Origin of the sequence: Salmonella sp. 3C, assembly GCF_025426275.1 — a bacterium.
GTDB lineage: Bacteria > Pseudomonadota > Gammaproteobacteria > Enterobacterales > Enterobacteriaceae > Salmonella > Salmonella enterica.
Genome location: NZ_CP104858.1, coordinates 2,127,079 through 2,143,353 on the forward strand (window position 1 = coordinate 2,127,079; position 16,275 = coordinate 2,143,353).

The following is a 16,275-nucleotide window of genomic DNA, read 5'->3' on the forward strand; positions in this document are numbered from 1 at the left end:
CGTTTACGGCGCTATCCGGCAAATTATCTTATTGAACAAAATATAAACATAAATAAAAAATATAGATGCCCGTCACATTTGTGCGTTATACAGAAACCTCGCCGCAGAGAAAGAGGGGGCTGTTATGATGCCATTATCGCGCTCACGTCTTGAGTTTATCGCCACGATTTTACAAAACGTACTAAATTTGGGGCTGCTTACCCTCGGTCTGATCCTGGTCGTTTTTCTCGGTAAAGAGACGGTGCACCTGGCGGATGCATTATTCGCGCCTGAGCAAGCCAGCAAATATGAACTGGTGGAAGGGTTGGTGATCTACTTTCTTTATTTCGAATTTATTGCGCTGATTGTGAAGTACTTTAAGTCTGGCCTTCACTTTCCGCTGCGCTATTTCGTGTACATTGGGATCACGGCGATTGTGCGTCTGATCATTGTCGATCATAAAACGCCAATGGATGTATTACTCTATTCGGCGGCGATCCTCCTGTTGGTTATCACGTTGTGGTTATGTAATTCGAACCGACTACGGCGAGAATAGGCGTCGCCACACCGTAACGGACGTATGGCGTGGCAATAAATCAGCCGCTGTCTATAACGCATAAAAAAAGCGCTCCGAAGAGCGCCAAAATACGACCATAAGTGGGGATAACATAAGTTGAGGGCAGTGGCATTGCCCGTTGCCGGGCAGGTACTTCGATAAAACTTAACCTTTCACACCCCCTGCCGTCAGGCCGTTGACCAGCCAACGTTGCGCCAACAGGAACACCAGGGTGATAGGAATAGCTGAAAGGACGGCGGCGGCGGCAAAGTCGCCCCACAAATAGTTTTGCGGGTTGAGATATTGCTGCATACCCACGGCCAGCGTATAGCTGTCCACATCGCGCAGTAACAACGAGGCGACCGGAACTTCGGTAATCGCTGCGATGAACGACAGAATAAACACCACCGCCAGAATCGGTACGGAAAGCGGCAGCAGCACCAGGCGAAACGCCTGCCACGGGGTTGCGCCATCCAGCGCGGCGGCCTCTTCCAGCGAACTGTCGATAGTTTCGAAGTAGCCTTTAATCGTCCAAACATGCAGCGCGATGCCGCCAAGATAGGCGAAGATCACGCCGCCATGCGTATTCAGACCGATAAATGGAATGTATTGTCCCAGGCGGTCAAATAACGCATACAGCGCCACCAGAGACAAAACCGCCGGAAACATCTGGAAAATCAGCATCCCTTTAAGCAGTGTTGCTTTACCTGGAAAACGCATTCGTGCAAAAGCGTAGGCGCAGGTGGTGGAGAGCGCCACGATGCCAATGGCGGTAATACCGGCGATTTTCACCGAGCTCCACAGCCACAGCAGGACCGGGAAGGGAGGCGGCGTTACCCGACCATCCGCATGTTCCACGCTGAAACCCAGCGCCAGCCGCCAGTGTTCCCAGGAGATTTTATCCGGGATCAGGCTTCCGGTGGCGAAGTTCCCTTCACGTAGCGAGATAGCGATGACCATCAGCAGCGGGAACATAATCGCCGCGATGAAAATCAGCAGCCCCAGGTGCGTGATGAGGAGACGCAGTTTCTGAGATTTGGGTTGGACCATAGCCATTGTTATTATCTCCCTTAATCAAACTTCATACGCGTGGCTTTCAGGTTCACTATTGCCAGCGCGCCTACCAGCAGGAAGATCAGCGTGGCAATGGCCGCCGCCAGACCGAAGTCCTGACCGCCGCCGCCTTCAAAGGCGATACGGTAGGTGTAGCTGACGAGCAAATCGGTATAACCGGCAGGCGTGGTGGTGCCGAGACGGTCTGGCCCGCCGTTGGTCAATAACTGAATCAGGACAAAGTTATTAAAGTTAAAGGCGAAGCTGGCGATCATCAGCGGCGTTAGCGGCTTAATCAGCAGCGGTAAGGTGATCTTAAAGAAATTCTGAAATGGACCGGCGCCGTCCATTGCGGAGGCTTCGTACAGGTCATCCGGAATCGCTTTCAGCAGTCCCATGCACAGGATCATCATGTAGGGATAGCCCAGCCAGGTATTCACGATAATCACCATTGCCCGCGCGGTGTTGGGGTCGCTGAACCAGGCAGGTTTAATGCCGAACAGCGCGCTCAGCATCATATTGATTTCACCAAAGCTTTGGTTGAATAACCCTTTGAAAATCAAAATTGAAATAAACGACGGTACGGCGTAGGGCAGAATCAGCAGGACGCGGTAGATAGCTTTACCTTTCAGCGCTTCCCACTGTACGAGGCAGGCCAATACCATCCCAACCGCCACGGTTAACACCACAGTGAGGACCGAAAAGACCACGGTCCAGACGAAGATAGCGAAAAAGGGCTTCTGGATCCCTTCGTCGGTAAAGACGCGCGTAAAGTTTTTCGCGCCGATAGTAACGGTATAACCAGGACTGAGTTTTTCATCACCCCAGCTTCCGTCGGCGTTGATCGACTGATAATAACCGCTATCGTTGTTTGGCCGGTATTTTACGCCGCTCTGGTTATTGGTCAGCAGGTCGTCATCAGCCAGTGTGTACAGCGGACGGGTACCGGAAAACTGACGCAGCGAGCTCATAATCACTTTACTTTCATCCGGCAGGACGGCGGTTATCTGGTTCAACGCCAGACGGTTCTGGGTGATTATTCGCAGATTGGCGCGTTCGCCGCCCGGCAGGGCATCAGTCTCTTTCAGCTGTAATTTTTGTTCGCCGCCGAAGGAAAATGCGTCAGACAGGTAATGTTTGCCCGTTTCTCCGTCGGTGAGGGCCAGTTGCCACTCGTCGCCGGTCGGGTAAAGACCGAAGTTATAGGTTTTTCCTGCCTGATAAGAACGGTCCATCAGCACTTGCTGGGCGCGTTCAAAGGTGAGCTGGTTGGTGCTGCTGTAGTTAGTAAAGGCGATAGCGATGGTGCACACCAGCGGGAATAGCACAAACAGCCCCATGCCGGCGAGGCCAGGGTAAACGTAGCGCCAGGCGTAGGTTTTACGATTTGCGAAAATATACAGGCCAGCAGAGCTTAAAATCAGCGTCATGATGGCGAACAGATACTCCCCTTGTACGTACATTAAAACTACAAGGTAACCCACCAGCAGGCCCAGCAGACCAATTACTGACCATTTAAGCTGGTCGCTTTGCCACCAGTGTTTCTTTTTAATGACATCCATGGGGGTTTTCCTCTACAGCGTTGAAACTTCCTGGCCGGAGATGTGCCTGATGGCGCTGCGCTTATCAGGCCTACGGTGTGTTGTAGGCCGGATAAGGCATTTATGCCGCCATCCGGCACAGGCTCACGGCATTACTTAGTGATACGGCTTTGTGCATCTTTCAGCGCGGCATCCACGGTTTGACGGCCGCTGGCGGCGTTGATCACAGCCGTACGTACCGCATACCAGAAGGCGGACATCTGCGGAATATTCGGCATGATCTCGCCTTTCTGGGCGTTATCCATGGTGGCGGCGATACGGGGGTCTTTCGCTAACTGCTCCTGGAAAGATTTCAGCGCCACGGCGCCCAGCGGTTTATCTTTGTTCACCGCTTCCAGACCCTGATCGGTCAGCAGGTAGTTTTCGAGGAACTCTTTCGCCAGCTCCTTGTTCGGGCTGGCAGCGTTAATCCCCGCGCTCAGCACGCCGACGAACGGTTTCGAGGGTTTACCTTTGAAGGTCGGCAGCAGGGTGACACCGTAGTTGACTTTGCTCTTGTCGATGTTCGACCATGCCCACGGACCGTTGATGGTCATTGCCGTTTCGCCTTTATTGAAGGCTGCTTCGGCGATGGAGTAATCGGTATCGGCGCTCATATTTTTGTTCTTGATCATATCGATCAGGAAAGTCAGGCCCGCTTTCGCGCCGGCGTTGTCGACGCCAACGTCTTTCACGTCATACTTGCCGTTTTCAAATTTGAACGCGTAACCGCCGTCAGCGGCGATCAAAGGCCAGGTGAAATACGGCTCTTGCAGGTTGAACATTATCGCCGACTTCCCTTTCGCTTTTAGCTCTTTATCCAGCGCCGGGATCTCTTCCCAGGTTTTCGGCGGGTTCGGGACGAGGTCTTTGTTATAAATCAGGGAGAGGGCTTCAACGGCGATGGGGTAGGCGATCAGCTTGCCGTTATAACGTACCGCATCCCAGGTGAACGGATAGAGTTTGTCCTGAAACGCTTTATCCGGAGTGACCTCCGCCAGCAGACCAGACTGCGCGTAGCCGCCAAAACGGTCGTGCGCCCAGAAGATAATGTCAGGACCGTCGCCGGTGGCAGCCACCTGCGGGAATTTCTCTTCCAGCTTATCCGGGTGCTCAACGGTCACTTTAATGCCGGTGTCTTGCTCAAATTTTTTACCGACCTCGGCCAGACCGTTATAACCCTTGTCGCCGTTGATCCAGATAACCAGTTTACCTTCTTCAATTTTGGCGAGAGCCGGGGCGGAAATCATCATCGTCGTAAGTGCGGATAATGCGAGGATGCCTACGCCAGTTTTAATCTTCATATCTCCCATCCTTTTTGGTGATGTACACAGAGGTGGTTTAACGGTCTCTAGTTTCTTTATACGACAACCTCTTTCCATCCTCCCTACCCCTACGCCCCACCCCGGCTTTATGTGATCTGTGTTGCATAAATGTGAGTAATGCGTGCTGGCGCACACAAAAACACGCCGATTTTTGCGGGCGGCATCACGAAATTCCTTTTCTGCCCGCACTCGTGGTCTCAGGCGCTGTGTCCTCATCCTCCCGCCTCCTCCCCCATAAAAAAGCCGGGGGGTGGAGGATTTACCCCAGTCAGGGATCGCGCATAGTCAGGCCATCATGAATGTTGCTGTCAATGACAGGTTGTAACGAAGGGAGAAAGGCATGGCGAGCGTACAGCTACGAAATGTAACGAAAGCCTGGGGTGACGTGGTGGTATCGAAAGATATTAACCTCGATATCCATGACGGGGAGTTCGTGGTGTTTGTCGGACCGTCAGGCTGTGGTAAATCGACCTTGCTGCGTATGATCGCCGGGCTTGAAACCATCACCAGTGGCGACCTGTTTATCGGGGAAACCCGTATGAATGATATCCCGCCTGCCGAGCGCGGCGTGGGCATGGTATTCCAGTCTTATGCGCTCTATCCCCATCTCTCCGTTGCAGAAAACATGTCTTTCGGCCTCAAGCTGGCGGGCGCCAAAAAAGAGGTAATGAATCAACGCGTCAACCAGGTGGCGGAAGTGCTGCAACTGGCGCATCTGCTGGAACGTAAGCCAAAAGCGCTTTCCGGCGGGCAGCGTCAGCGCGTAGCGATTGGCCGCACGCTGGTGGCGGAGCCGCGTGTGTTTTTGCTGGATGAACCGCTCTCTAACCTGGATGCCGCGCTACGCGTGCAGATGCGCATTGAAATTTCTCGCCTGCATAAACGTCTGGGCCGCACGATGATTTACGTCACCCACGATCAGGTCGAGGCGATGACCCTGGCCGACAAAATCGTGGTGCTGGACGCCGGTCGCGTCGCGCAGGTCGGTAAGCCGCTGGAGCTGTACCACTATCCGGCGGACCGTTTTGTCGCGGGCTTCATCGGCTCGCCGAAGATGAACTTCCTGCCGGTGAAAGTGACCGCCACCGCGATTGAACAAGTCCAGGTCGAACTGCCGAATCGCCAGCAAATCTGGCTGCCGGTAGAAAGTCGCGGCGTGCAGGTCGGCGCCAATATGTCTTTAGGCATTCGGCCGGAACACCTGCTGCCGAGCGATATCGCCGATGTCACCCTGGAAGGCGAAGTCCAGGTGGTCGAGCAGTTAGGGCACGAAACACAAATTCATATCCAGATCCCCGCCATCCGTCAAAACCTGGTTTATCGCCAGAATGACGTGGTGTTGGTAGAAGAGGGCGCCACATTCGCTATCGGCCTGCCGCCAGAGCGCTGTCATCTGTTCCGCGAGGATGGCAGCGCATGTCGTCGTCTGCATCAAGAGCCGGGTGTTTAAGGCCTCCATAAAAAAACGAAACGCAAAACCATTCGCAGTTTTAGAAGGTGGCAGCGTTTAAAGAAAAGCAATGATCTCAGGAGATAGAATGATGATTACTCTGCGCAAACTCCCACTGGCGGTTGCTGTCGCAGCGGGCGTAATGTCCGCTCAGGCAATGGCTGTCGATTTCCACGGTTACGCCCGTTCCGGTATTGGCTGGACGGGAAGCGGTGGCGAACAACAGTGTTTCCAGGCAACGGGTGCCCAAAGTAAATACCGTCTTGGTAACGAATGTGAAACCTATGCGGAACTGAAACTGGGCCAGGAAGTGTGGAAAGAGGGCGATAAGAGCTTCTATTTCGACACCAACGTCGCCTATTCGGTTAACCAGCAGAACGACTGGGAATCGACCGATCCCGCCTTCCGCGAAGCGAACGTGCAGGGTAAAAACCTGATTGAATGGCTGCCGGGCTCTACCATCTGGGCCGGTAAGCGCTTCTATCAGCGTCATGACGTACACATGATCGACTTCTACTACTGGGATATTTCAGGTCCTGGCGCGGGTATCGAAAATATCGATCTGGGCTTCGGTAAGCTTTCGCTGGCGGCGACCCGGTCTACTGAAGCGGGCGGCTCTTACACCTTCAGCAGCCAGAATATTTATGATGAAGTAAAAGATACCGCTAACGACGTCTTTGACGTACGTCTGGCTGGTCTGCAAACGAACCCGGACGGCGTACTGGAGCTGGGCGTTGACTACGGTCGCGCCAATACGACCGATGGTTATAAGCTGGCGGATGGGGCATCGAAAGACGGCTGGATGTTCACCGCCGAACACACGCAAAGCATGTTGAAAGGCTATAACAAGTTTGTCGTGCAATATGCCACCGATGCCATGACCACGCAGGGTAAAGGCCAGGCGCGCGGTTCCGACGGTTCTTCATCTTTCACTGAAGAATTGCCTGATGGAACCAAAATTAATTATGCCAATAAGGTCATCAACAATAATGGCGATATGTGGCGTATTTTGGATCATGGCGCCATCTCGCTTGGTGATAAATGGGATTTGATGTACGTCGGTATGTACCAGAATATCGATTGGGATAATAACCTGGGTACTGAGTGGTGGACCGTGGGCGTACGTCCAATGTACAAGTGGACGCCAATCATGAGTACCCTGCTGGAAGTCGGCTACGACAACGTGAAATCTCAGCAGACCGGCGATCGTAACAATCAATATAAAATCACCCTGGCGCAACAGTGGCAGGCGGGCGACAGCATCTGGTCGCGTCCGGCTATCCGTATTTTCGCCACCTACGCGAAATGGGATGAGAAATGGGGCTATATCAAAGACGGCGATAACATTTCCCGTTATGCCGCAGCGACTAACTCCGGCATTTCCACCAACAGCCGTGGCGATAGCGATGAGTGGACCTTCGGCGCCCAGATGGAAATCTGGTGGTAATACGATGGTCATCTGACGTAACGAGGGGCGCAAGCCCCTCTGAAACATCAGGTCTGATGATGCTTGTAAGCCGAATAAGGCGCCAGCCGCCATTCGGCGATATGTTTGGGTTGGCGCGCTATTGCCTGGCTACCGCTGAACCCGCCTTATTGAGGTGAGAATAATGAAAATGAAGAAAAGTCTCGTCGCCCTCTGTTTAACCGCAGGGCTGTTCGCCAGCGTGCCGGGTATCAGCCTGGCGGAAGTGAACTATGTACCGCAAAATACCAGCGCCGCGCCCGCTATTCCTGCTGCTGCGCTACAGCAATTAACCTGGACGCCTGTAGATCAGTCAAAAACGCAGTTTACCCAACTGGCGACGGGTGGCCAGCGCCTTGACGTCGCCGGCATTACCGGCCCGGTCGCCGCTTATAGCGTTCCGGCGAATATCGGCGAGCTGACATTAACTCTGACCAGCGAGGTTAATAAGCAAGCCAGCGTTTTTGCGCCAAACGTGTTGATTCTTGACCAAAATATGACGCCTTCGGCGTTCTTCCCCAGCAGTTACTTTACTTATCAGCAGCCGGGCGTCATGAGCGCAGACCGGCTGGAAGGCGTGATGCGCCTGACGCCTGCGTTGGGACAGCAGAAACTCTATGTTCTGGTGTTTACGACCGAAAAAGATCTTCAGCAAACCACTACGCTGCTCGATCCGGCAAAAGCCTATGCCAAAGGCGTCGGTAACTCTATCCCGGATATTCCCGATCCAGTTGCTCGCCATACCACTGACGGCGTGGTGAAACTGAAGGTAAAAACCAACAGCAGCTCCAGCGTATTGGTCGGGCCGTTGTTTGGCTCGTCCGGTACCGGGCCGGTAACGGTAGGCAATACCGCCGCGCCGGTCGCTGCGCCAGCGCCAGTCGCGCCGAAGAAAAGCGAACCGATGTTGAACGATACGGAAAGCTACTTTAATAAAGCGATTAAGGATGCCGTAGCGAAAGGCGACGTCGATAAAGCGCTGAAACTGCTTGATGAGGCCGAACGTCTGGGATCGACATCTGCCCGTTCCACCTTTATCAGCAGTGTAAAAGGCAAGGGGTAATTGTTTCCCCACAGTGCTGATTTTGCAGCAACTGGTGCGTCTCCTGGCGCACCTTTTTTTGTCATTTCATGCGAATTGTTATTTTTTTGTTGCGCAACAGATCACTTAATTGTGATTGCGCCCCCCGTAATGTCTTTTCTGAGATACAATGACTTTAGGTTATGAATCGGAGAGTAAGGCATGTCACACCCTGCGTTAACGCGACTGCGTGCGCTGCGCTATTTTGATGCGATTCCTGCGCTTGAACCCCATTTGCTGGACTGGCTGTTGCTGGAAGATTCTATGACTAAACGTTTTGAGCAGCAGGGAAAGCGGGTAAGCGTGACGCTGATTCGGGAAGCGTTTGTCGGCCAAAGTGAGGTCGAGGAAGCATCAGGTTTACTGCCATCAGAATCCCGCTACTGGTTACGTGAGATACTGCTTTGCGCTGACGGCGAGCCCTGGCTTGCCGGACGTACCGTGGTACCGGAATCCACGCTGTGCGGACCTGAACAGGTCTTACAACATCTGGGTAAAACCCCGCTTGGACGTTATCTATTTACATCATCGACACTGACCCGCGATTTTATTGAAATTGGACGCGATGCAACGCTGTGGGGGCGCCGCTCTCGACTGCGGTTGAGCGGAAAACCGCTGTTGCTTACCGAGCTTTTTTTACCTGCATCGCCGCTGTACTGAGAGGAAGATAAAGATGGAGTGGAGTCTGACGCAGAGTAAGCTGCTGGCGTTTCACCGTTTGATGCGTACAGATAAGCCTATTGGCGCGTTGCTGCTGCTCTGGCCGACGCTTTGGGCGCTATGGGTGGCGACGCCGGGTATGCCTCAGCTGTGGATTTTGGCAGTTTTTGTCGCTGGCGTGTGGTTAATGCGCGCGGCGGGCTGCGTGGTGAATGATTATGCCGATCGTAAATTTGACGGACATGTAAAACGTACGGTCAACCGACCTTTACCCAGCGGCGCCGTGACAGAGAAAGAAGCGCGCAACCTGTTTGTGGTGCTGGTGCTGCTGGCGTTTCTGTTGGTGCTGACGCTGAACGCCATGACGATTCTGCTTTCCGTGGCGGCGCTGGCGTTGGCCTGGGTTTATCCCTTTATGAAACGCTACACCCACCTGCCGCAGGTCGTGCTGGGGGCCGCTTTCGGCTGGTCAATCCCCATGGCGTTCGCCGCGGTGAGCGAATCCCTGCCGTTGAGCTGCTGGCTAATGTTCCTCGCCAATATTCTCTGGGCAGTGGCTTACGATACGCAATATGCGATGGTCGACAGAGATGATGATATCAAGATAGGCATTAAATCGACGGCGATCCTGTTTGGTCGTTATGACACATTGATTATCGGGATTCTGCAGCTTGGCGTCATGGCGTTAATGGCGCTGATCGGCTGGTTGAATGGTCTGGGATGGGGATATTACTGGGCTGTGCTGGTGGCGGGCGCGCTGTTTGTCTACCAGCAAAAACTGATTGCGAACCGTGAGCGTGAAGCCTGCTTTAAAGCCTTTATGAACAATAACTACGTTGGCCTGGTGCTATTTTTAGGGCTGGCGATGAGTTACTGGCACTTCTGATGTCATGCCGGGCGGACCCGGCCTACAAAGCCAAAATATTCAATACGTCATATCAGTTGCCCGATAAGCTTACGCCATCGGGCATTTCAGGCACGGGCTTACTCGCCCTGCGTCGCGCTTTCAATCGTCAGACGGACATCAGAGGTAATCAGATCGGCAAGCATCTGATATATCTTCATCGTTTCTGCCGGTTCGGCATCGCCCGTATCACTGATATAACCCTCATCCCGTAGCGTCAACACGAGTGAACTGAACACCGCTTTGTCGAAAAACTCCGGCGCGTTAATACCGTGCAGGACAGACAGACGTTGCGCCACGGTACGGCTTTCTTTCTCCAGCGTACTGCGGTTGATGGACGGATTGGCGCTCAACAGCCAGAACGTAATGGCATAACGCTGTAGCGTTTCGCGCGCGCCTGCCGCCAGCAGCTGCAGCGTACGGGAATGCGTCGGGTTGATATGCAGTTCATCATCCTGCAGGGTAATTAGCCCCTGACGCTGCATTTCACTGGCCAGAGCGTCAATGACCGAGGCTAACTCCTCGCGCTCCCAGCGCAGGAACAGCTCCGCTTTTAACATCGGATAGAGCGCTTCAACATGCTGCTGCAACGCATCACGCGAAATGCGACGATGCTGGGTGATAATCGCCGCCATCAGCGAAGGCATAATCAACATATGCGCGATATTGTTACGATAATAGGTCATCAACACCGCCTGCTCGCGCGGCAGGATGATGATATCGCCAATGGTGTCTTTCTCGACCTCAAACTTATTCATCTGCAGCGCGTGAGCGATGAGCTCGCCAGCGCTGGCGGCAGGAACGGTTGAGTCTGTGGAATAAGGGACATTGCGCATCAGATCGAGATAGCAATCAAGCTGCTCGGTGAGCTGCTCGCGGGTGAGCGAGCGCTGACGCGACGCTAACAGCGCGGTACAACACAGGTTCATCGCGTTTGCCGCGCCAGCGTTGTTAATACGCACCATCAGATCGGCGGCGATACTATTTACCGTCGGCGTCAGCCAGGCTGGGCGTATGGCCTCTATAGGGTCGATAGATTCGCGCCACTCCGGCACATGCTGGTTCAGGTACGTCATGAGCGGCATCGGTTCGCCAAAGTTAACGTAGCCCTGACCCAGATTGCGCAGCTTGCTCAAGCCTTTCAGCATCTGCGGCAGGCTCTCTTTCTCTTTTGTCGCGCCGCGCAGTTCTTTCGCATAGGTGCCCACTTCCATGACGTGCTCATAGCCGATGTAAATAGGCACTAACGTAATTGGACGGGTACCGCCGCGCAGCATCGCCTGGATAGTCATCGACAGGGTGCCGGTTTTCGGGTCTAACAAACGTCCGGTACGCGAACGTCCTCCTTCGACAAAATACTCAACCGAGTAACCGCGGCTGAACAGTTCGCCCAGGTATTCGCGAAAGACGGTGGAATAGAGTTTATTCCCCTTAAAGGTGCGACGAATAAAGAACGCGCCCAGACGACGGAAAATCGGGCCAGCGGGCCAGAAATTAAGGTTAATACCGGCGGCAATATGCGGCGGAACCAGTCCCTGATGGTACAGTACATAAGAAAGGAGCAAGTAGTCCATATGGCTGCGGTGACAGGGTACATAGACGATTTCATGCCCGTCGTGCGCCAGTTGGCGTACGCGCTCGGCGTTATGCACGTTAATTCCCTGGTAAAGACGGTTCCAGGTAAACCCCAAAATCCTGTCGGTCAAACGAATCATCTCGTAAGAGAAGTTCGCCGCGATCTCTTCCATCAGCGCAATGGCGTTTTGCTGCGCTTTTTCATGAGAGATTTTTTTACTGCGCGCTTCGTCTTCTACCGCGCGGGCGATCGCTTTCGAGGCCAGCAGTTTGTTAAACAGATCCTGACGGGCGGGCAGGCGTGGGCCAACCGCCGCCAGGCGCTGGCGAGCAAAGTGCATACGCGCCACGCGAGCCAGCTTCTGCGCGATGATTTTATCGGTGCCGTGTTCATCAGCCATACGACGCAATGAGACGGACGGCGAGAATCGGACAAAGCTATCGCGACCCAGCCAGGAGATGGCAAAGAATTTCTGTACGCCGTTCAGCATACGTAAAGGCGGGTTATCTTCTCCCTTTTCACGACCCGGCGCGCGGCCAAACATCACGGAAACGGGCACCATCTGCACGTCCAAAGCCGGATTACTCCGATGCAGATCGAGATAATCGTGAAAAAGTTTCACCGACTCTTCTTTTGGCGTGTAATAGGTAAAGACACGCGGTCCGCCGTGAATAAATACATAGCGTGGCAACAGCGCGCCGTCGATCTCCAGCGGCTCCAGCGGATCCGGGAGATCGTGCGCCAGACATTGCGCCCGCAGCGTCAGTAAGTCCGCTTTTGAGTTGTATGGCAAGACATACATAATGGGGCGAGAAGTATCGAGCCCCAATTCCTGGGCGGGTTCCGCCGGAATAGACTTGCTTTTTACCAGTATGCTTAATGGTAAATTCAGTAATTTGTAGTAAATTCGTGGCCAGCCGGACATAAACGATGTAAAGCCTCTGGTTAATAATGCAAATGCGGTGCAAGGATATCAGAAAGTTTAGCGAATTTCTGTTGTATCCCGTCATACTTCGCGCTGCGTTACGGCAGTCCGAATCGTGCAGGGCAACCGTATAATGTCATTGACGTTAATAATGTAAAAAGGTTCTTTTGATGGCCAATAATACCACTGGATTCACCAGAATTATCAAAGCGGCAGGATATTCCTGGAAAGGATTTCGCGCCGCATGGACTCACGAAGCGGCGTTTCGCCAGGAAAGTATCGCGGTATTGCTGGGCGTCATCATCGCCTGCTGGCTGGATGTGGATGCGATTACCCGTGTGTTATTGATAGGTTCCGTTTTACTTATCATGATTGTTGAAATCCTCAACAGCGCTATTGAAGCGGTCGTTGACCGCATCGGTTCTGAATACCATGAGCTTTCCGGCCGTGCGAAAGATATGGGATCGGCTGCGGTGCTACTGTCTATTTTCGTTGCCCTGATGACCTGGGGCATCCTGTTATGGTCACATTTTCGATAAAGGTTCCAAATTTTATAAATCTCTTGTTTTTTGCGCCGTTTGTGGTTCCAAAATCACCTTTAACTGTATATACTCACAGCATGACTGTATATACACCCAGGGGGCGGAATGAAAGCGTTAACGGCCAGGCAACAAGAGGTGTTTGATCTCATCCGGGATCACATCAGCCAGACAGGTATGCCACCGACGCGTGCGGAAATCGCGCAGCGTTTGGGGTTCCGTTCCCCAAACGCTGCGGAAGAACACCTTAAAGCGCTGGCGCGCAAAGGGGTGCTTGAAATCGTTTCCGGCGCATCGCGAGGTATCCGTCTGTTACAGGAAGAAGAGGACGGATTACCGCTTGTCGGGCGTGTCGCGGCGGGTGAACCGCTTCTGGCGCAGCAGCATATTGAAGGCCATTACCAGGTCGATCCTTCGCTGTTCAAACCCAGCGCCGATTTCCTGCTGCGCGTGAGCGGTATGTCGATGAAAGACATCGGTATTATGGATGGGGATTTGCTGGCGGTACATAAAACGCAGGACGTCCGTAATGGCCAGGTGGTTGTCGCTCGCATTGACGATGAAGTGACAGTAAAACGCCTGAAAAAGCAGGGCAATAAAGTGGAGCTGCTGCCGGAAAACAGCGAGTTTACACCGATAGTGGTGGATCTGCGCGAACAAAGCTTTACGATTGAAGGGCTGGCGGTAGGCGTCATTCGCAACGGGGAATGGTTGTAATCTCGTTTTAATCTCCTTGTAAGCCGTCATCCGGCAATCGTGCAGCCTGATGGCGCTGCGCTTAGCAGGCCTACGGGAATGCAGTTCCTGAGATGATTAATTTGTAGGCCGGATAAGGCGTTACGTTGCCATCCGGCAATGCGCTCGTTTCGTTTAACTCCTTGTCAGGCTTTTCTCCATGCCGCTTTTTACCTCCTCTGATAAAGCTCTCTGGCATCTCGCGCTGCCGATGATTTTTTCTAACATCACCGTCCCCTTGCTGGGGCTGGTCGATACGGCGGTGATTGGTCATCTGGACAGCCCGGTTTTCCTGGGCGGCGTGGCGGTGGGCGCGACTGCCACCAGCTTTCTTTTCATGCTGCTGCTATTTCTACGTATGAGCACCACCGGCCTAACGGCGCAGGCATTTGGCGCCAAAAATCCGCAGGCGTTAGCCCGGGCGCTCATTCAACCGTTATTACTGGCGCTGGGCGCTGGCGTGATGATTGTGCTATTTCGCACGCCGCTTATCGAGCTGGCTTTACATATTGTCGGCGGGAACGACGCTGTCCTGGTGCAAGCGAGACGCTTCCTTGAAATTCGTTGGCTAAGCGCTCCCGCGTCACTGGCGAATCTGGTGCTGCTCGGTTGGCTGTTAGGCGTTCAGTATGCGCGGGCGCCGGTTATCTTGTTGGTCGTGGGCAATATCCTCAATATCGCGCTCGACCTGTGGCTGGTGATGGGGCTTCATATGAACGTGCAGGGTGCTGCCCTGGCGACGGTCATCGCAGAATATGTCACGTTACTGATCGGCCTCATGATGGTACGTAAAGTTCTCCATCTCCGCGGTGTGTCGCTGGATATGCTAAAACAGGCCTGGCGCGGCAACGTGCGCCGCCTTTTGGCGCTCAATCGCGATATCATGCTGCGCTCATTGCTCCTTCAGCTTTGTTTTGGCGCAATCACGGTGTCAGGCGCGCGGCTGGGCAGCGATATTATCGCGGTAAATGCAGTCCTGATGACCTTACTCACCTTTACGGCCTATGCGCTGGACGGTTTTGCTTATGCGGTGGAGGCGCACTCCGGTCAGGCTTACGGCGCGCGTGACGGTAGCAAGCTACTGGACGTCTGGCGAGCGGCGTGTCGTCAGTCAGGAATTGTGGCCTTGTTGTTTTCCACAGTCTATGCCCTGGCAGGCGAACATATTGTCGCGTTACTGACCTCATTGCCGCAAATACAGCTACTGGCGGATCGGTATCTTATCTGGCAGGTGGTATTACCGCTGGTGGGCGTATGGTGCTATCTGCTCGACAGTATGTTTATTGGCGCGACGCGCGCTGCCGAAATGCGCAATAGCATGGCTGTCGCCGCGGGAGGATTCGCGCTGACGCTCTTCGCCCTGCCGGTATTAGGAAATCATGGTTTATGGCTGGCATTAACCGTGTTCCTGGCGCTTCGCGGTCTGTCGTTGAGCCTTATCTGGCGTCGTCACTGGCGCGAGGGTACATGGTTTGCCAGATCGTGACGGTTAAAAATTCTGAATATAAAACCGAAGGCCGAATTCCTGCCTACAATTATTATCACGTCCAGCAGAAATTGCAGTGCATTTGGGCGAATAACACCTGCTATTCCTAACCGAATGATGAGGACAAGATGATGAATAAAGACGAAGCCGGCGGTAACTGGAAACAGTTTAAAGGTAAAATGAAAGAACAATGGGGCAAACTGACCGATGACGATATGACCGTTATCGAAGGTAAACGCGACCAACTGGTAGGTAAAATCCAGGAGCGTTACGGTTACCAGAAAGATCAGGCGGAAAAAGAGGTTGTTGACTGGGAAACCCGTAACAACTATCGCTGGTAATATGTTTTCCCCTACCAGGAGTACATGGATGTGCTTCCCACTGTTTGCTTATGAATGCGGGCGTGCCCCTCTCTACTGCCGCCCGTTTTCCGTTCAGGCTAACGCGGTTTTTTCTTCACCAGCACCGAGTGATCGTGACCACAGTCGCCCGGATGGCGACACGCTTCCACTTCTACGCACGCAGGGCACAGACCGTGCGCCTCAATAACGTTATGTCGTAGCGCAAATCCCATTTTAGCCGCCAGCGTATGCATGATGTCTTCCACGCCCTCGGCACACTCTTCCTTCACCACGCCGCAACGATCGCAGATAAACATGGCCGAGCTGTGCGTCGGCTGGTCGAACAGGTGGCAAACCACATAACTATTGGTGGATTCCACTTTATGGACAAAACCCTGTTCGAGCAAAAAATCCAGCGCGCGGTAAATGGTGGGCGGTTTGGCCTGTGGTTCCGTTTCGCGCAGCAAATCGAGCAAATCGTATGCGCTGATGGCACCCTGTTGCAGACTCATCAGGCGCAGCACTTCGAGGCGCTGAGGCGTCAGGCGCACGTTGCGCTGCGCGCAGAGTTTTTCAGCTTGCGCCAGTAACTCTTGCGTTGTGGTCTTTTCCATGTAGCA

General features: G+C 53.5%; 16 protein-coding genes and 1 pseudogene. 12 read left to right on the forward strand and 5 right to left on the reverse strand.

Annotated features, from left to right (window positions below):
* The first annotated feature begins 124 nt into the window (after positions 1-124).
* The gene (psiE, locus tag N7E69_RS10110; RefSeq protein ID WP_000982749.1) at positions 125-535 is read left to right on the forward strand and encodes a phosphate-starvation-inducible protein PsiE; all 411 of its coding nucleotides are present in this window, start codon (positions 125-127) and stop codon (positions 533-535) included.
* A gap of 165 nt (positions 536-700) precedes the next feature.
* Here psiE and malG read toward each other — a convergent pair whose 3' ends face one another.
* Both malG and malF read right to left on the reverse strand, forming a co-directional pair.
* The gene (gene malG, locus N7E69_RS10115) at positions 701-1,591 is read right to left on the reverse strand and encodes a maltose ABC transporter permease MalG (RefSeq protein WP_001252087.1); all 891 of its coding nucleotides are present in this window, start codon (positions 1,589-1,591) and stop codon (positions 701-703) included.
* A 14-nt stretch (positions 1,592-1,605) separates the two neighbouring features.
* Positions 1,606-3,150 carry a maltose ABC transporter permease MalF gene (gene malF / locus N7E69_RS10120; RefSeq protein WP_000382572.1) on the reverse strand — a complete coding sequence of 515 codons (1,545 nt, stop codon included), beginning with the start codon at positions 3,148-3,150 and terminating at the stop codon, positions 1,606-1,608.
* Positions 3,151-3,192: 42 nt separating this feature from the next.
* On the opposite strand from malF, the pseudogene N7E69_RS24540 reads away from it, so the two are divergent.
* Positions 3,193-3,333 (forward strand): annotated as a pseudogene (locus tag N7E69_RS24540) (hypothetical protein); the annotation flags it as partial.
* Here N7E69_RS24540 and malE read toward each other — a convergent pair.
* Positions 3,282-4,472 (reverse strand): maltose/maltodextrin ABC transporter substrate-binding protein MalE, encoded by a 1,191-nt coding sequence (malE, locus tag N7E69_RS10125; protein WP_000695415.1) that lies wholly within the window; start codon positions 4,470-4,472, stop codon positions 3,282-3,284. The pseudogene N7E69_RS24540 and the gene malE overlap by 52 nt on opposite strands.
* 361 nt (positions 4,473-4,833) lie before the next feature.
* Between malE and malK the strand changes: the two genes are divergently transcribed.
* The 5 genes from malK (at position 4,834) to ubiA (ending at position 10,035) form a co-directional block, all read left to right on the forward strand.
* A complete protein-coding gene (gene malK / locus N7E69_RS10130; RefSeq protein WP_000179176.1) occupies positions 4,834-5,943 on the forward strand; it encodes a maltose/maltodextrin ABC transporter ATP-binding protein MalK in 1,110 nt (369 codons plus the stop codon).
* An 88-nt stretch (positions 5,944-6,031) separates the two neighbouring features.
* On the forward strand, positions 6,032-7,390 hold the full coding sequence (locus N7E69_RS10135; RefSeq protein WP_000973642.1) for a maltoporin: 1,359 nt from the start codon (positions 6,032-6,034) through the stop codon (positions 7,388-7,390).
* 163 nt (positions 7,391-7,553) lie between these two features.
* Entirely contained in the window at positions 7,554-8,471 is a 918-nt protein-coding gene (malM, locus tag N7E69_RS10140) for a maltose operon protein MalM (protein WP_000782490.1), read from the forward strand.
* Between the two features lie 180 nt (positions 8,472-8,651).
* Positions 8,652-9,149, forward strand: a complete 498-nt coding sequence (ubiC, locus tag N7E69_RS10145; RefSeq protein ID WP_000019230.1) for a chorismate lyase — start codon at positions 8,652-8,654, stop codon at positions 9,147-9,149.
* A 13-nt stretch (positions 9,150-9,162) separates the two neighbouring features.
* Positions 9,163-10,035, forward strand: a complete 873-nt coding sequence (gene ubiA, locus N7E69_RS10150; RefSeq protein WP_000455249.1) for a 4-hydroxybenzoate octaprenyltransferase — start codon at positions 9,163-9,165, stop codon at positions 10,033-10,035.
* Between the two features lie 98 nt (positions 10,036-10,133).
* Here ubiA and plsB read toward each other — a convergent pair whose 3' ends face one another.
* On the reverse strand, positions 10,134-12,554 hold the full coding sequence (gene plsB, locus N7E69_RS10155) for a glycerol-3-phosphate 1-O-acyltransferase PlsB (RefSeq protein ID WP_000017360.1): 2,421 nt from the start codon (positions 12,552-12,554) through the stop codon (positions 10,134-10,136).
* 170 nt (positions 12,555-12,724) lie between these two features.
* On the opposite strand from plsB, the gene N7E69_RS10160 reads away from it, so the two are divergent.
* From N7E69_RS10160 to N7E69_RS10180, 5 genes are all read left to right on the forward strand, one after another.
* Positions 12,725-13,093, forward strand: coding sequence for a diacylglycerol kinase (locus N7E69_RS10160; RefSeq protein WP_000002900.1), 369 nt, complete (start codon positions 12,725-12,727; stop codon positions 13,091-13,093).
* A gap of 108 nt (positions 13,094-13,201) precedes the next feature.
* Positions 13,202-13,810, forward strand: a complete 609-nt coding sequence (gene lexA / locus N7E69_RS10165; protein WP_000646079.1) for a transcriptional repressor LexA — start codon at positions 13,202-13,204, stop codon at positions 13,808-13,810.
* A 178-nt stretch (positions 13,811-13,988) separates the two neighbouring features.
* A complete protein-coding gene (gene dinF, locus N7E69_RS10170) occupies positions 13,989-15,314 on the forward strand; it encodes an MATE family efflux transporter DinF (RefSeq protein WP_261743243.1) in 1,326 nt (441 codons plus the stop codon).
* Positions 15,311-15,424 carry a hypothetical protein gene (locus N7E69_RS10175; RefSeq protein ID WP_001575282.1) on the forward strand — a complete coding sequence of 38 codons (114 nt, stop codon included), beginning with the start codon at positions 15,311-15,313 and terminating at the stop codon, positions 15,422-15,424. Before dinF ends, N7E69_RS10175 begins: the two co-directional genes overlap by 4 nt.
* A 21-nt stretch (positions 15,425-15,445) precedes the next feature.
* Complete coding sequence (locus tag N7E69_RS10180; protein ID WP_001030592.1) at positions 15,446-15,655, forward strand: CsbD family protein; 210 nt, start codon at positions 15,446-15,448, stop codon at positions 15,653-15,655.
* 98 nt (positions 15,656-15,753) lie between these two features.
* Here the strand turns inward: N7E69_RS10180 and zur are convergent, their stop codons facing one another.
* Positions 15,754-16,269, reverse strand: a complete 516-nt coding sequence (zur, locus tag N7E69_RS10185; protein WP_000416271.1) for a zinc uptake transcriptional repressor Zur — start codon at positions 16,267-16,269, stop codon at positions 15,754-15,756.
* Positions 16,270-16,275: the final 6 nt, after the last annotated feature.

Coding starts and splice junctions, on each gene's coding strand:
- zur (WP_000416271.1), bottom strand. CDS start 16,269: ATGGAAAAGACCACAACGCAAGAGTTACTGGCGCAAGCTGAAAAACTC.
- dinF (WP_261743243.1), top strand. CDS start 13,989: ATGCCGCTTTTTACCTCCTCTGATAAAGCTCTCTGGCATCTCGCGCTG.
- psiE (WP_000982749.1), top strand. CDS start 125: ATGATGCCATTATCGCGCTCACGTCTTGAGTTTATCGCCACGATTTTA.
- N7E69_RS10180 (WP_001030592.1), top strand. CDS start 15,446: ATGAATAAAGACGAAGCCGGCGGTAACTGGAAACAGTTTAAAGGTAAA.
- malF (WP_000382572.1), bottom strand. CDS start 3,150: ATGGATGTCATTAAAAAGAAACACTGGTGGCAAAGCGACCAGCTTAAA.
- ubiC (WP_000019230.1), top strand. CDS start 8,652: ATGTCACACCCTGCGTTAACGCGACTGCGTGCGCTGCGCTATTTTGAT.
- malG (WP_001252087.1), bottom strand. CDS start 1,591: ATGGCTATGGTCCAACCCAAATCTCAGAAACTGCGTCTCCTCATCACG.
- N7E69_RS10160 (WP_000002900.1), top strand. CDS start 12,725: ATGGCCAATAATACCACTGGATTCACCAGAATTATCAAAGCGGCAGGA.
- plsB (WP_000017360.1), bottom strand. CDS start 12,554: ATGTCCGGCTGGCCACGAATTTACTACAAATTACTGAATTTACCATTA.
- ubiA (WP_000455249.1), top strand. CDS start 9,163: ATGGAGTGGAGTCTGACGCAGAGTAAGCTGCTGGCGTTTCACCGTTTG.
- N7E69_RS10135 (WP_000973642.1), top strand. CDS start 6,032: ATGATGATTACTCTGCGCAAACTCCCACTGGCGGTTGCTGTCGCAGCG.
- malM (WP_000782490.1), top strand. CDS start 7,554: ATGAAAATGAAGAAAAGTCTCGTCGCCCTCTGTTTAACCGCAGGGCTG.
- malE (WP_000695415.1), bottom strand. CDS start 4,472: ATGAAGATTAAAACTGGCGTAGGCATCCTCGCATTATCCGCACTTACG.
- malK (WP_000179176.1), top strand. CDS start 4,834: ATGGCGAGCGTACAGCTACGAAATGTAACGAAAGCCTGGGGTGACGTG.
- lexA (WP_000646079.1), top strand. CDS start 13,202: ATGAAAGCGTTAACGGCCAGGCAACAAGAGGTGTTTGATCTCATCCGG.